16 protein-coding genes are annotated in these 14,761 nt (G+C 44.8%); all 16 read right to left on the bottom strand.

The window, feature by feature from the left end; genetic code table 11:
* Positions 1–192: 192 nt before the first annotated feature.
* The 16 genes from ACYQ3Q_RS20585 to ACYQ3Q_RS20510 all read right to left on the bottom strand — a co-directional run bounded on the left by ACYQ3Q_RS20585 (position 193) and on the right by ACYQ3Q_RS20510 (position 14,745).
* Positions 193–1,080 (bottom strand): polysaccharide deacetylase family protein, encoded by an 888-nt coding sequence (locus ACYQ3Q_RS20585; protein WP_459930369.1) that lies wholly within the window; start codon positions 1,078–1,080, stop codon positions 193–195.
* A 268-nt stretch (positions 1,081–1,348) separates the two neighbouring features.
* Entirely contained in the window at positions 1,349–2,293 is a 945-nt protein-coding gene (secF, locus tag ACYQ3Q_RS20580) for a protein translocase subunit SecF (RefSeq protein WP_459930368.1), read from the bottom strand.
* Positions 2,293–3,525, bottom strand: coding sequence for a protein translocase subunit SecD (gene secD, locus ACYQ3Q_RS20575; protein ID WP_459930367.1), 1,233 nt, complete (start codon positions 3,523–3,525; stop codon positions 2,293–2,295). Before secD ends, secF begins: the two co-directional genes overlap by 1 nt.
* Before the next feature lie 97 nt (positions 3,526–3,622).
* On the bottom strand, positions 3,623–4,285 hold the full coding sequence (locus tag ACYQ3Q_RS20570; protein ID WP_034146012.1) for an HD domain-containing protein: 663 nt from the start codon (positions 4,283–4,285) through the stop codon (positions 3,623–3,625).
* A gap of 1 nt (position 4,286) precedes the next feature.
* Positions 4,287–5,051, bottom strand: a complete 765-nt coding sequence (locus ACYQ3Q_RS20565) for an EcsC family protein (RefSeq protein ID WP_459930366.1) — start codon at positions 5,049–5,051, stop codon at positions 4,287–4,289.
* A 150-nt stretch (positions 5,052–5,201) separates the two neighbouring features.
* Positions 5,202–5,492, bottom strand: a complete 291-nt coding sequence (yajC, locus tag ACYQ3Q_RS20560) for a preprotein translocase subunit YajC (RefSeq protein ID WP_034146013.1) — start codon at positions 5,490–5,492, stop codon at positions 5,202–5,204.
* Between the two features lie 207 nt (positions 5,493–5,699).
* The gene (gene tgt / locus ACYQ3Q_RS20555) at positions 5,700–6,818 is read right to left on the bottom strand and encodes a tRNA guanosine(34) transglycosylase Tgt (protein ID WP_034146014.1); all 1,119 of its coding nucleotides are present in this window, start codon (positions 6,816–6,818) and stop codon (positions 5,700–5,702) included.
* Between the two features lie 117 nt (positions 6,819–6,935).
* Positions 6,936–7,958, bottom strand: coding sequence for a tRNA preQ1(34) S-adenosylmethionine ribosyltransferase-isomerase QueA (gene queA, locus ACYQ3Q_RS20550; RefSeq protein WP_459930365.1), 1,023 nt, complete (start codon positions 7,956–7,958; stop codon positions 6,936–6,938).
* Positions 7,959–8,001: 43 nt separating this feature from the next.
* Positions 8,002–9,348, bottom strand: a complete 1,347-nt coding sequence (locus ACYQ3Q_RS20545; RefSeq protein ID WP_459930364.1) for a SpoIID/LytB domain-containing protein — start codon at positions 9,346–9,348, stop codon at positions 8,002–8,004.
* Positions 9,349–9,708: 360 nt separating this feature from the next.
* A complete protein-coding gene (ruvB, locus tag ACYQ3Q_RS20540) occupies positions 9,709–10,734 on the bottom strand; it encodes a Holliday junction branch migration DNA helicase RuvB (protein ID WP_459930363.1) in 1,026 nt (341 codons plus the stop codon).
* A 61-nt stretch (positions 10,735–10,795) separates the two neighbouring features.
* Positions 10,796–11,395: a Holliday junction branch migration protein RuvA gene (ruvA, locus tag ACYQ3Q_RS20535; protein WP_459930362.1), complete on the bottom strand. Its 600-nt coding sequence runs from the start codon at positions 11,393–11,395 to the stop codon at positions 10,796–10,798.
* Positions 11,392–11,889: a crossover junction endodeoxyribonuclease RuvC gene (gene ruvC, locus ACYQ3Q_RS20530; RefSeq protein ID WP_459930434.1), complete on the bottom strand. Its 498-nt coding sequence runs from the start codon at positions 11,887–11,889 to the stop codon at positions 11,392–11,394. Before ruvC ends, ruvA begins: the two co-directional genes overlap by 4 nt.
* Positions 11,890–11,958: 69 nt before the next feature.
* A complete protein-coding gene (locus tag ACYQ3Q_RS20525; RefSeq protein ID WP_459930361.1) occupies positions 11,959–12,327 on the bottom strand; it encodes a hypothetical protein in 369 nt (122 codons plus the stop codon).
* Positions 12,328–12,453: 126 nt separating this feature from the next.
* Entirely contained in the window at positions 12,454–13,206 is a 753-nt protein-coding gene (locus tag ACYQ3Q_RS20520; RefSeq protein ID WP_459930360.1) for a YebC/PmpR family DNA-binding transcriptional regulator, read from the bottom strand.
* Positions 13,207–13,322: 116 nt separating this feature from the next.
* A complete protein-coding gene (cysK, locus tag ACYQ3Q_RS20515; protein ID WP_459930359.1) occupies positions 13,323–14,246 on the bottom strand; it encodes a cysteine synthase A in 924 nt (307 codons plus the stop codon).
* Between the two features lie 88 nt (positions 14,247–14,334).
* Positions 14,335–14,745, bottom strand: coding sequence for a DUF3842 family protein (locus tag ACYQ3Q_RS20510; RefSeq protein ID WP_459930358.1), 411 nt, complete (start codon positions 14,743–14,745; stop codon positions 14,335–14,337).
* Positions 14,746–14,761: the final 16 nt, after the last annotated feature.

The raw sequence follows: 14,761 nt of genomic DNA, 5'->3' as shown, positions 1-14,761 counted from the left end.
TCTTGAATTATCGTGCTCTCACAGTACAATATGAAAATAAATGCTTAATTGTTAATAATTTCCTTAAAATATATTCTCTTTTTATAAAACCCTGAGGCTACCACTTCAACGAGGAGTGACATCCCTGAAGAGTTCAATGGCATATAAAATCCCGTACTTCGAGTATTCGGAGTGCGGGATTTTATATAACTATTAATAGTCTGAGTTCTGTAGACGCCGAGCAAATTCGTTCTGCCCCATATTAGCATAGCAATAAACACGTTTAACCTGAAATTCATCGACTGTGAAGCTTGCCCAGCCTCGTTGTGTAGTAAAAGACATCAGATACCCAGTATCCTGCACCGCTTTTAAGACAGCAGAATTAAAGTCTCCATATGGATAAGCAAAGAAATTCACCGTCTTTCCTATCCCTTTTTCTAATAGATCCTTAGAGCTTTTGAGTTCCTGCAACAAAGATGCACCGTCAACTTTTGTTAAATAGGGATGAGTAGTCGTATGACCTTCGACTTCCCAGCCATTAGCGGCAAGCTCTTTGAGCTGCGCCCATGACAAAAAACCTTCTCCATCAATATAACTTGAGACCATGAAGACCGTAGCCGTGAACCCATACTTTTTCATAATAGGGAAAGCAGTCGTATAATTATCGACATAGCCATCATCAAAAGTGATTACAAAGGGTTTGGGAGGTAAACTACCACCCTGATAATAGGCTTGGTACAACTGCCCTAAGGTTATACTTTGATACCCATTGTCACGCAAATAAGCCATTTGAGCTTCAAACTGGTCGGGAGGCATTCTTACTTCGTTCCCGACCTCCAGCATAACTGAATGGTAGTAAAGGATAGGTACCGCTTGAGCTTCTTGTACGCTTGGTAATCTTGATGTATTAGCTGGCGAATCAGGCAATACAGCGCTAGGATTTGTTTCTTCCAATTGAGCTTGATAAGTAGGAGGAGGCGCCTCACGAGTATCTGTCTGATTCGATGGATCTTGTGATGGCATCATCGACGCCCCACCACAACCACTGATTCCAAGTACAAACATAGTGTAGATGAGCACTCTGATAACTTTCTTCAGCATCATAAACTCCTTTGATGATATGTCGAACATTTCAAGTGATAATTAGAATATGCCGGTAGTTCAGTAGTGTAGTTCAGTATTTTCTATCTCATTTTAGCATATAATTCGGCGTTCATCAGTCATTATTTAGTCACCAATATATTTCATGCACCCGATTATTCCATTGAACCGAATATTCCCCTGTACCGAAGCTTATCCATCCTGATAAAAAAGGAGACCTCAAGAATAAATCTCAAGATCCCATTAATAACCTATCGTTCAGTTGAACTTAAGCGCGAACTACTTTACCACCCTTACGTGGCTTCTTCATACGCTTCTTGATTTCCAAGAGGATTTGGCTGGCGATAAAGATCGAGGAGTAGGCTCCTGTAAATACCCCGATCAACATAGCTAAGGAGAACAACTTTGTGGATACGCCGCCCAAGATAAATATCGAGAGCAAGGCGATCAGTACCGTGAGAGACGTGTTGATGGAACGGCGCATAGTCTGCCAAATAGATTTATCCACCATATCTTCGAAAGTATCTCCCTTTTTCATCTTAGCTTCATTCTCACGAATCCGGTCAAAGATAATCACGGTATCATTGATCGAGTATCCGAAAACGGTTAGGATCGCCGCTACAAAGGAGGAATCGATTTCTAATTGGAACAACGAGAAAATCCCAACCACCACTAAAACATCGTGTAATAAGGCGATAATCCCAGAGATTGCGAAAACGAACTGGAACCTGATCGTAATATAACCGATCATTAAACCCATCGCAATGAGTAATGCCCATAAAGCATTTCTGGTCAGCTCTTGCCCCATCGCTGGGCCAACCTTATCGTCTTTAAGAGAAGTTTTGTCATATTCCCCCACATTGGTTTGCAAGGCCGCTAGTAATTCATTGCGTTTTTCTTCTTCGAGAGCTTCTGTTCGTATTAACGCTGAAGTATCCCCATTAGACAATTGCACGGGTCCTTCAAGTCCCACGGATTTCATCGTATCAGTAATTGCTGCCTGGGTCACTGGTTTGTTGAACGTCATATCAAGCATTGATCCGCCCTTGTAGTCAATTCCTAAATTAAGCCCCTGCATGAAAAGGGAAATAATTCCTGGAATAAGGACAACTAACGAGAGGGCAAACCACCATAACCGTCTCTGCACAATATTAAAGTAAAGTGGGTGGACCTGCTTCACTTCATCGTATGTCGCTGGATGTCCAGTTTTCATTATCCATCCCTCCTAACGCCAAACCATGTTGTGTTCATTTTTGGACTAGTACCCACAATCCATCGTAGCACTGTTCGAGTAAAGGTAATACCAGTAAACAGTGTGACAACAATCCCAACACCTAAGGTTAAAGCAAACCCTTTGATGGCGCCAGTTCCAAAGTAGTAAAGAGTTAGCGCAGCTATCAGTGTTGTTACATGAGCATCAATAACTGTGATAAATGCGCGGCTAAAACCAGATTCCACGCCTGCTCTAAGGGATTTACCAGCCCGAATTTCTTCTTTTATCCGTTCATAAATAATGATATTGAAGTCTACAGCCATCCCGACCGAGAGAATAAACCCGGCGATGCCTGGAAGGGTCAATACAACTCGAAAACCCCAAAAAACCCAAAGCACAATAAGGGCGTATACGAACAATGAGAAATTGGCGACAGCCCCTGGTATTCGATAGAAAATTAACATAAAGAGGAAGATAAAGATTAAACCGTATAGCCCTGCCTGAATACTTTTATTTAAGGAGTCTACCCCTAAAGACGCTCCTACCTGACGTTTTTCGGCAATCGACATGCTGACAGGCAGAGAACCAGAACGCATGAGCACAGCATCATTTGCTGCAGACTCTAAAGTATCATACCCAGTGATCTCCGCTTGACCGTTGAGAATGGGTGTATTAACCGTTGGATTTGTTAAAAGATCATCATCCAAATACACACCAAGTCTTTGACCGATTAACTGGGTGGTTAAATCCCCAAACTTTTTAGCCCCTTCAGATGAGAAGGTTAAATTGACAACGTATCCACTGACTTGACCTTGCCCACCCTTAGCATCCTTGAGGTCCTCTCCTTTTAAGACGACATTTCCTTGAGGATCCCTGAAGGTTAACTTAGCAGTCGTTTTCAAGATATCGACTGCTTTGTCTGGGTCGGTAACCCCAGCCAAATCTATTACGATTCGCTTTTTATCATAATCCGGTTGGACTATGGGCTCGGATACCCCGAGATCGTTAACCCGTTTCTCGATGATCGCTTTCGCTTTGTCTATATCATCTTTAGTAATAGGAGTACCGTCTTCATTTGGCTCGGCTTGTAGCACCAAGTGCACTCCACCGCGCAGGTCAAGTCCCAACAGGACGCCCTTTACGGGATCCACTAGGGGTTTAATCGATAGTGCAACAGCTGCTGCCACTAATAGCACCAAAACTACCAGCTTGATGATGTTTCCCCGTCTCATCTACTTTCCTCCCTTTTAATATGATGGGACTTGCCCATACCATCCACCATTATAAAACTTACTGGATTGCTCTGTCAATCATAGGAAAACAATGGCACTAGAGTAACTTAACCTCGTTAATCTTTAATTCGAATGTAGTAAGCAGAAATTCGGCTGCTTTACGGGACAAAAGCATCCGCGCAAGAAAGATCTCAAAGTACTCCATGACTGGGCAAATTTCAGTATCAATCGTGAGTTCTAAGGCAATACGCTCTTGAGGATAGACTCTTAGAAAAGAGCGTTTAACCGCATAATTAACCCGATCATGAATATCGAATTTTACCAGGTCATGGTTACGAACCCTTGATCGATGAACATCCGATTTATCGGCTAGAATCAAGGCGGCAGAAATAACATTGACAGGATTCCCATCCTGCTCATCATGATTTCCAATAGCCCCAATGATAATCGCAATTTCTTCTGGTGTCATATCATGGCGTTCTAAAATCCCTGCCGCGAGAATTGCCCCTGAATGAGCATGAGCCACACGATTCACAGCATTCCCTATGTCATGTAAGTAACCTGCAATGGCTGCCAGTTCGCACTCCCTTTCGGGATGCTCCATTTTTACTAAAATATTCGAGGCAATATGGGAAACCAATCCCGCATGCCTTAGCCCATGTTCAGTAAAACCAATGGCTTCCAGGTGACGGTTTCCTGCTTCAATTAATGCATGAACATAAGGATCCGCTTTTATCTCTTGCAGAGTAACCTTTGACAACCTATATCCCTCCAACAATTCGTAATCGATAACAATTCATTCCGATGGTTCCCAGATCATCTAACAGCCCATAGTTTGCCCAAGCACCTACCACAGCACCTAAACCCGGTATCAGCTGAAGTGTCTTTCGAAAATCAATAGCATCCCGGTACTCCCGCTGAAATTGTTCCCAATCAATCTGCTGTGGATCCCCTGCCACTGCAGGCAATTCACTCAAAGTCTTCTCCCAATTGAGGATAACCTGGAATAATTCCGGGCGTTTCTCTTGACTAGAGAACGCCAATTGAAAAACATACAGTAAAAATAACCGTTCCCGATAATCCTTGGTTGAAAACCCATAAATATGGGCCAACTCAAAGAGAAATTTCATTTTTATAACAATCAGGGCTGGGAAATCAGCAACTGCAAGGGTAAAGCCACCTGCACCTGTTCCAGCTCCTTCGGCTGCAGCAATCTTCCGATATTTTACAAGAAGTCTTTGAGCTCTTTGGTCGCGCTCTTGCAGCTGCATTCCATAAAAGGTAGGGCTATTAGGGATATACTCCAGTCCAAAGACGACCGATTTAACCAACCCTTTAACCGTTGCGGTGATGACAGTATGGACTTTTTCTGGAATTTTATCATTAACTTTCGTTTGAATTACTTTCGAGGTGCGTTCTAAAAATCCAGGCCTTTGTAACAACTTCCTAATCCAGCGGTTCAAATCAGCTCGTACATGCTCTTCATAAGTATGATCATTATTTTTCTGATCTTTAGACAAGGGCACGGTGTTCACCTCGTTTTCACTCTATGTAAAAATAGCTCAAAAGCAAGTGGTCTGCGCCACTTGCTTTTGGATAAGAATTCTTTTTCGTCACATATCTCTCTTTAAGTTCTCTACAGAGACTAACCACTATACCGTCATCGGTCTGAGTCTTTATTTATCCTTTTCCAAGTCGATCTCACGATTTTCAATGCTCACAATCCCACTTTTGGCTATTTCAACTTCTACCTTATCCGCGATCTGCAAAATAACGGAATCGTCCTTAACTTTGGATATTTTACCGTAGATTCCTCCGGTTGTGATTACCTGGTCTCGCGCGCGAAGACTGCTCATCATAGCCTGCCGTTTTTTTGCTTGTTTTTGTTGGGGGCGAATCATGAGAAAATACATAATCCCAAAAAAGACAGCGAAATATAGGACTAAGGTTAATGTCGATTGATTCATTAATAATTCCTCCTTTATTCATATCCTAAACTATTCACCATATCAGAGTGAAAATCCTTCTGGTTTTTTGCAAAAAATAAACTCTCCGTAGAATTACGGCACCTGAAGTTTGGTTGAACAGATATAAGGGCGTTAGACTAATTGCTTTTCTACTCAAGAAATTCGTTCTCTGACCCCCGGCATCTGAACTCAAACCTCTTACCTCTGTCAAATGTACCCGTAATCTGTAAAACAGGTTTGACGATATTCAGTTAAACGATCTTCCTTAATCGCCTCTCGGATTTCACGCATTAAGTTCTGTAAATAACGCAAGTTATGAATCGTCATTAAGCGCAGACCCAAAACTTCTTCAGCTTTAATTAAGTGCCGAACATAGGCCCGCGAATAATTGCGACAGGTATAACAATCACAAGTTGGATCAATTGGACCAAAATCATGGGCGGAACTAGCATTGCGAATCGTCACCTTACCGAAACGAGTCATTGCTGTCCCATTTCGAGCAATCCGGGTGGGGAGAACACAATCAAACATATCTACCCCCCGGATAACCCCTTCAATAAGGGCATCGGTCGAACCAACCCCCATCAGATAGCGAGGTTTTTCCCTAGGAAGTAAGGGGACTGTATACTCTAAAACGTCATACATCATTTCTTTCGGCTCCCCGACACTTAACCCACCGATCGCATAACCCGGCAAATCCAGTTCTGTGATCTCAGCAGCACTCTGCCGGCGAAGATCTTCGTACATGCCGCCCTGAACAATCCCAAACAAAGCTTGAGTATCCGTCGTAGTCAACGTCTCTTTGCAGCGCTTAAGCCAACGCGTCGTGCGCTCAAGTGAATCTTTAGCGTACTCATGGGTGCAAGGATAAGGGGCACATTCGTCGAAGGCCATCACCACATCGGAGCCAAGTGCCATCTGCACCTGAGTCGCGATTTCTGGGCTTAAAAATTGGCGTGAACCGTCGATATGCGATCTGAATTCTACGCCCTCTTCCTTAATCGTGCGCAAATCACCAAGACTAAATACTTGGAACCCGCCACTGTCCGTCAAAATAGCCCCATCCCAGTTCATGAAACGGTGAAGTCCACCCGCATCGCGAATCAAGTCATGGCCTGGACGCAAGAAGAGATGATAAGTGTTACTTAAGATCATCCCAGCTCCGATCTCTTTGATCTCCTCTGGGGTAATCGTTTTTACCGTTCCTTGAGTCCCAACCGGCATGAAAACAGGTGTCTCAATCACGCCATGTGGAGTATGTAATTTTCCCAAGCGCGCTCTCGTTCGAGAATCTTCCTTAAGTATTTCCAAATGAACCGCAGCCAAACCCTTCACTTCCTTTTATTTTAAAAAATAACTTCTATAAAGACACGAGAAAGCCATGTCCTAACTCCAAGATTTTGGCGATTCGCGTACCATCCATAGCATAGCACATCGCTCTACTCATAGAATTAGCATAGCATCTCCAAAACTATAGAACCGATAGTTCTCCTGCACTGCAATCTCGTACGCTTTTAAGATAAGTTCGCGCCCCGCCAAGGCGCTCACCAACATCACCAAGGTTGATTTTGGAAAGTGGAAATTGGTCAAAAGAGCATCCACTATTTGAAACGAATAGCCTGGATAGATAAAAATATCCGTCCACCCTACTCCTGATATAACCCTTCCGTCCTTGCCCACGGATTCTAACGTCCGCGCTGCTGTTGTCCCTACTGCAATGACCCGTCGTCCTTCTCGCTTGGCGCAGTTAATTCTCTCGGCCGCCTCTAAATCAACTCGGTAATACTCCGAATGCATTTCATGGTCACGAATATCGTCCACTTTTACTGGACGAAACGTTCCTAAACCAACATGGAGAAGGATCTCTACAATTTCCACGCCCTTTTTCTGGAGTTGGTCCAAAAGTTCAGGCGTAAAATGCAACCCTGCCGTTGGCGCAGCGACTGACCCTCGTTCCTTAGCGTATACTGTTTGATAGCGTTCTTGGTCTTCTAGTTGGGCCGTTATATAGGGGGGAAGAGGCATCTTGCCAAGCTGGTCCAGGATTGTTTCGAAAACCCCTGCATAGTTAAATACGATCTTCCGATTTCCGTTTTCTAAGATACCCTCCAGTACTCCCTCCAAGATACCCTGCCCAAAATGGACCTTCTGACCTAGTTTAAGGCGTTTCCCAGGCTTAATCAAAGCTTCCCATACATCTAATTCTAGTCTTTTTAAGAGGAGAACCTCTATCTTTACCTCAGTTCCCTCTTTCACTCCGATCAGACGCGCAGGAATCACGCGAGTGTTATTGACTACTAGCACGTCACCTGATTTTAAGAGGGACACTAGATCTCTAAACGTATGGTGGTCAATCGTTTCATGGCCACGATTGACCACCATCAGGCGAGAAGTATCTCTTGGTTCCACTGGATGTTGAGCAATTAACGATTCCGGTAAATAAAAATCAAACTCCGAAACATTCAACGACGGATTCTCCTTTTTCTAATCAACATACTTTTTGTCAAATTCATGATCCTTTAGAAATTAAAGTGTTGGAATAATAAAAATCTAAAATATCTTGATAATTATACCCTAATTGCGCCATATGGTAAGCACCCCATTGTGACATCCCCACCCCATGTCCCCAACCACGACCCTTAAAAATAAACACTCCAAACGGCTGAGAATCAGGATTCGTTCCTAACGAGGTACTGAGAATTTTAGATAGTAAAGGGCCTTGCTCTGCTTGATACCCCTTGGTTATCCCCCTATCTCCCAAAGATTTGAGAAACACTGCTAATCCTGTTTTCTCGTAGGAGTCCCATTTTGGGGGAATAATTTGAGCTTCAAAGAAATTCCCCAGAAAAGCTTCTGCTCGAATGGGCTGCCCAAAAGGATAAAACGCTTTGACGAACGTCCGACCTTTAACCGTCTCGATATTTCCAAATCCATCTTCCATACTTACACTTTTTACCCTACCAGAGGGGAACTTGTCAAGTTCAATGTTTCGTACAGGTCCTAAGCTAAAGGTTGAACCGAGAAGAGGAGCAGAGACAATATACCGCCAATGATCGACAGGACCCCCGACACCTTGGGAATAAGGATCAGGGTGGGATATATTGTGGATATCTGTATTTCCCCAGACATTATTGGCGTCCTCAGTATATCCCCCGCTATGCGAAGAATACAAGGCATCAATCGGTTGCCTGGTTTGAGCATCGACTAAAATTTCGCCCCGAGTAGCTTCAACTGCTGCAGAAGCTTCCCCTTCCACATTCCTACCAGCATAGGCCTGATCAATATCAGGAGAGTCGGTAATCATTTTTTTACCACTCTCCGAATGTTTCATGAGATAGGTCCGAGCCGCAACCGCTTGAGCTTTAAGAGCCTCGGTCCCACTCCTAGCCCATTCGTTACTCATTTCGATGGGTACGACCCCTTTGAGGTAGTCTTCGCTATCGACCAGATTAATTAACCGCCAATGACCCTCTTGCCAATTGAGTTGAAGTCCCCCGCGATAAACTACCTCTTTATCTTCAGGAGTTTTTACACGCAGAGAACCTGGCTTTAGCTCATAAACCTTCAATTCTGATCCACTAAAAACTTGGAAATCACCATGGTTAATCCGCACTACAGGGGTCCATCCCCCCCAACCCACCTGAAGTGTAGAGCCAGTCGAAAACTTAACCGCTGTGTCATTTAAAACAAGTTGATAATTTCCCTCTTCAACTTCTATTTGTACCCATCCGGCCTGGCCCAATTTCCATACTAACTCGACCGAGACCATTTCTGCTTGACACGGTGTAGCCTGGATCAGTACGAGTACTAACAAAGCCATCCACAAAAAGGGTAACCGATACACCATCCGGAGCATGCTCTTCACACCCTTTCTTACCTCATCAGAAAGTTAGCTTATTGGTGGAAGCAAGTTTCTTTATGCTCAGATTACCCTTTTTTCTCGGCATATATGCTCTTAACTTTTTTTGGATGGGGCAGCGGGGACGGTTCTTGTGCCCCCTCCTCGAGCCCATCGTCCCCTATCCTCTGTCGACCAGAAATTAAATACCCAGAGGTTGGCGTAATTGCTTCAGCTTCTTCAGATCGAGCGCTGACACTGGATGTGTCGAGTGCACCGCCGCCAAGGATGGCGATAGGCGGTGCGGAACGTAACGTGTGTGAACGTGCAATCGCCCCTTACTTTCAAAAGACCTCAAACGAATCATCCCTCGTTCCCTTACTCTGGGAAGAGTCCACTTTCCACTCGATTTTGGGGAAGAGAATAGCCAAAATGCTGATAAGCTCTTGCTGTAGCCATCCGACCTCGGGGAGTACGTTGCAGGAATCCCATCTGCAGCAAAAACGGTTCGACAACATCCTCTAAGGTTTCTGACTCCTCACCAATCGTTGCGGCCAGCGTTTCCAAGCCCACTGGTCCACCTGCAAAGGTTTGGATAATGGTTTTCAGGGTCTTTTGGTCAATATTATCCAATCCTACCGGATCGACTTCTAACCTATTTAGGGCCTCTCTGGCAATCGTTTGATTGACAACGCCGTCTTCCCAAACTAAGGCGAAATCCCGCACTCGCTTCAACAAGCGATTCCCCACTCTGGGTGTTCCCCGTGAACGACGGGCAATCTCATCAGCACCCTCGTCAGTTATTCCCAATCTTAAGATACTTGCTGTACGCAAGATAATTTCTTTTAAATCCTCCACCTCATAGAATTCCAGACGGCTTATAACCCCAAAGCGATCACGCAAGGGGGAGGTTAATTGTCCTGCACGGGTGGTAGCCCCCACCAGCGTAAACGGTGGCAGAGACAAACGAATTGAACGCGCGCTTGGCCCTTTTCCAATCACGATGTCTAGACACCCATCTTCCATGGCTGAATAAAGAATCTCCTCTGTTGTACTGCTCAAACGGTGTATTTCATCGATAAAAAGCACATCCCTTGGCTCTAAGGCCGTAAGAATTGCGGCTAAATCCCCAGGCCGTTCAATTGCTGGGCCTGAAGTGGTGCGAATGCTAACGCCCATTTCTGCCGCAATAATGTTCGAGAGGGTGGTTTTTCCTAATCCCGGCGGTCCATATAATAAGACGTGATCCAACGCCTCTCCTCGAGTAGAAGCGGCTTGAATAAAGATACTTAAATTGTCTTTTACTTTTCTCTGCCCAATATAGTCACTCAAGCGTTGAGGACGAAGTCCTTCCCCTTCATGATCTGTCAGTTGCTTTTGGGGAGCAACCAGACGCTCTTCCATCTCTTGTCCTCCTCACGTCTCATCTTTACTTGGCGCATTCTAAACTAGGCTTCTCAAGTGCCTAACCCCGCGCCAATAAGCGCAGAGCCTTTTTCACCTGATCCTCAGTCGTTAAATCCCCATTCTCTTTCAGAACCTGACCGAGAACCTGCCGTGCTTCGTCTAGACCAAAACCAAGTGCCAGTAAGGTTTGTAGTGCCTCGGAGTGTGTGTGAGAAGCTGGTTCGCCGAGCGAGACCCCTCCGGTTGGAAACGAACTATGCCCTTTAAACTTTTCTTTAAGTTCTAAGATAAGTCGTTGCGCGGTTTTTTTACCGATCCCAGGAACTTTGGTTAATAAATTAAGGTTTTCACTTACAATAGCACTTTGGATCTGAACTGCCCCAAACGTTGAGAGCAGAGAAATTGCTGCTTTCGGACCAACCCCTGAAACACTCAGCATTTCCAGAAAGAGTTGCTTCTCTTCAAAGGAGGAGAACCCATAGAGGGATAAATCGTCTTCGCGCACCACTACATGGGTGTACACGACAAGTTCCTGCTCAGGATAGGCCTTCGCCAAGAGACTGTAAGGCACAGTAAGCAGGTACCCAGTCCCGTTAACATCGATCACCAAACGCTCGGACTGGATCTCCCAAACTTTACCCCGCAACATTCCAATCATCGGAACTCCTCCATTCTCCTGTCTAAAGCGTAACTATGAGCATGACAAATTGCTATGGCTAAGGCATCTGCTGTATCATCAGGTTTAGGAATTGCGTCCAGTCTTAACAACCCTTTGACCATCTGTTGTACCTGGTTTTTCTCTGCTCTACCATATCCGACCACGGCTTGCTTAACCTGTAAAGGGGTGTATTCATAGATCGGAATACCCTGCTGGGCACCCGCCAATAAGATTACACCCCGAGCGTGCCCCACTGCTAGAGCAGTCGTAGTATTACGATTAAAAAACAGCTCTTCAACCGCAATGTGATCGGGGGTGTGTTCCCTGAGAAACGGATTAATCTGTTCATATAGCATTAACAATCGCTCTGCTAAGGGTGTGTGAGCTGGTGTCCGCCAGCAACTATAAGCGAGAGCGCTTAAATGATTCCCCTTTTGTTCAATTAAACCATAACCCATAATCGCCGTTCCGGGGTCAATCCCTAAAATAATCATCTCACGTCTTCCTTTCAATGACTACTAGTTCGACAGAAGACGGACGATTCCCTTTCTTCTTATAGACTCTTACTCTAGCCACAAAGGTTCGTCGACCGTATCAATAAACGATTGCACCTCGTCTAAGGAATAAAACTCGACGTTAGGAACCATTTGCAAAATCTCTTGGGGCCAAGACTCAACACTTACTCCGGTGACAATAACCTTACCACACATGCCTGGTTTTCCTTCGATCACAGAAAGGACCCCTTGCTCCAAACCAAAATGATAGATTTCCTTGGCTGGAGCTTCCGTAGTCAAAACGGGTTCAACCTCTAAATCATTTATGGTAGATTCAGCGAATTTTCTATCATCCCACCAAGCAGTGACATTAGGTACAAGGGTTCCAATTCCCAAGCCGAGAATAAGTACGATACTCATAACTTTCCATCGAGACATACGAAATAAGCCCTCCTGACATTATCTTGTTAGTACTAGTCTTGCCAGGAGGGCTTTCTTTAATCATTCAATTATTGCTTTAAACTTATCTCTGCGACTGACTTATCTCTAAGCTCAGATTTTTCTCTACAAGTCTTCGTCTGCCAAAGCATCGGCCAATTCAAAGTTAGAATACACTCCTTGGGAATCTTCATGATCCTCAAGTTTATCCATCAATCGCATGATTTTGCGGGCCTGGTCAACATCCGTGATTTCGAGGGTATTTTCGGGAATTGGGCTGAGTACAGATTCCACAACAGCAATCTGTTGATCCAAAAGGGCTTGATGCACTTCCTCCATAGTCTCTGGAGTCGTGTAGACCACATAGCCATCCTCATCGATTTCAATATCCTCTGCTCCGGCTTCTAAAGCCAACATCATAAAATCATCGTCACTCACTTTGATTCCCTCACGCAGGACTCTCAATTGGCCTTTCTCCTTGAACATCCAACCGACGCAGCCAGTCTCACCCATGTTACCACCATTTTTGGAGAAGATATAACGAACTTCTCCCGCCGTACGGTTTCGATTATCCGTAAGTATATCAACCATGACGGCAACCCCGCCTGGCCCATATCCTTCATAACGCAGTTCTTCATAGACTGTTCCTTCTGCGCCGCCAGTCCCTTTAAGAATAGCCCTTTGAATATTATCATTGGGCACATTAGCTGCTTTAGCATTTTCAATGGCAATCTTTAAGCGAAAGTTGTTAACGTCCCCACCACTAGCTCGGGAGGCAACTACCAATTCCCGGCCAAGTTTAGTAAACATTTTCCCCTTATGAGCATCCGCCTTACCTTTTTTATGCTTAATGTTTGCCCACTTTGAATGTCCAGACATGACATACTCCTCCTTATGCTAGTCACTATCGAATAGTTTAGCATAGGGTAATTTCCCTTGTAAAGCAATATCCAATTTCCCGCGGGTCTTAGTGATGAAAAACAGCTTATGACTCGTTAATTTTTATGGGAAAACAGTTCCGTACTTAAATAACGTTCCCCAGTATCTGGAGCTATTACAACAACATTTTTACCCTCACCTAAGGTTTCCGCTACCTGAAGAGCTGCATAAACGGCTGCACCAGAAGAAATGCCCACTAAAACTCCCTCTTCTCGTGCCATACGTCGCGCTGTCTCTAAGGCATCCTCATTACTCACTTGTATGAGTTGATCCAGGATCGTTTTGTTGAAAATTGCCGGAACAAACCCTGCGCCAATTCCTTGGATTTTATGCGGTCCGGGTTTCCCACCGGAAATAACCGGAGATGAAGCAGGTTCTACTCCGATAATCTTAACTTCAGGAAGGCGAGCCTTTAAAATCTCACCTACCCCGGTAATTGTACCGCCTGTACCAATCCCTGCCACAAAAGCATCCAGACCTGGGAACTGCTCAAGAAGTTCTAAAGCAGTACTTTTTCGATGGGCTTCAGGGTTAGCAGGGTTCTCAAATTGCTGAGGCATATAGAAATCCGGATTTTCGCCCAGTAATCGTTTAGCCTCTTCAATCGCCCCATTCATCCCCTTTGCTCCCGGAGTTAGCACAAATTCAGCCCCATAGGCCGCCATGAGCATCCTTCGTTCAACACTTAAGGAATCTGGCATTACGACAATTAGGCGATAACCCCGAGCAGCAGCAATCATGGCCAGTCCGATTCCCGTGTTTCCACTTGTTGGCTCAATGATTGTCCCTCCAGGACGGAGTGCTCCACTTTGCTCAGCATCCTGAATCATCCCCCAAGCAATTCGGTCTTTAACGCTCCCGCCCGGGTTAAAAAATTCAACTTTGACATAAACACTCGCCATTCCTGGCTTAACCATCCGTTGTAAACGAATCAAAGGGGTTTGCCCTATCAAATCCGTAATTGCATTAACTACTTGCATTATCAAATACCCCCATTTCTTATCAATTTAGTATGCTTTAATAATAACAAGCTGTATCCCCTTTGTCAAGGGAACAGTGTCTCGACAACTACCTCATGAGTCGTTCCTCAATTTCTATCACCAAGGCCTCAATTTGGTGGGGCAAAGGTGAACGTGGAACCCCTACAAGAAGGATATTTCCCCGTTGTATAGGCAGCAACACTTTATCCGCTTTACTGGCAGAAATCGCAGTAGCCATGGTCGGAGTGATCTCTCCCAATAAACCATAAGCCATCATAATTGCTAGCGAGCCTACAATAATATCTACTCGATCCACATTGAAACAAATTGCTGACTCCCCCGAAGCTCCCTCGGTAGCTCCAGCACGCACCATAGCACCAGTGGCAAGGGCATTGGTGCCCAAGGCCAGGATCTCCAACTCAGGCATTTTTTTGCGTAACTGTTCAACTATATGTTTTCCAATACCGCCACCCTGTCCATCAATGACTGCTATCCGCATAAATACCCTCCTGATT

The sequence above is a fragment of the Desulfosporosinus burensis genome, assembly GCF_054657535.1.
The sequence above is the reverse complement of the archived record's forward strand: the minus strand, read 5'-3'. Positions and strand labels throughout refer to the sequence as shown.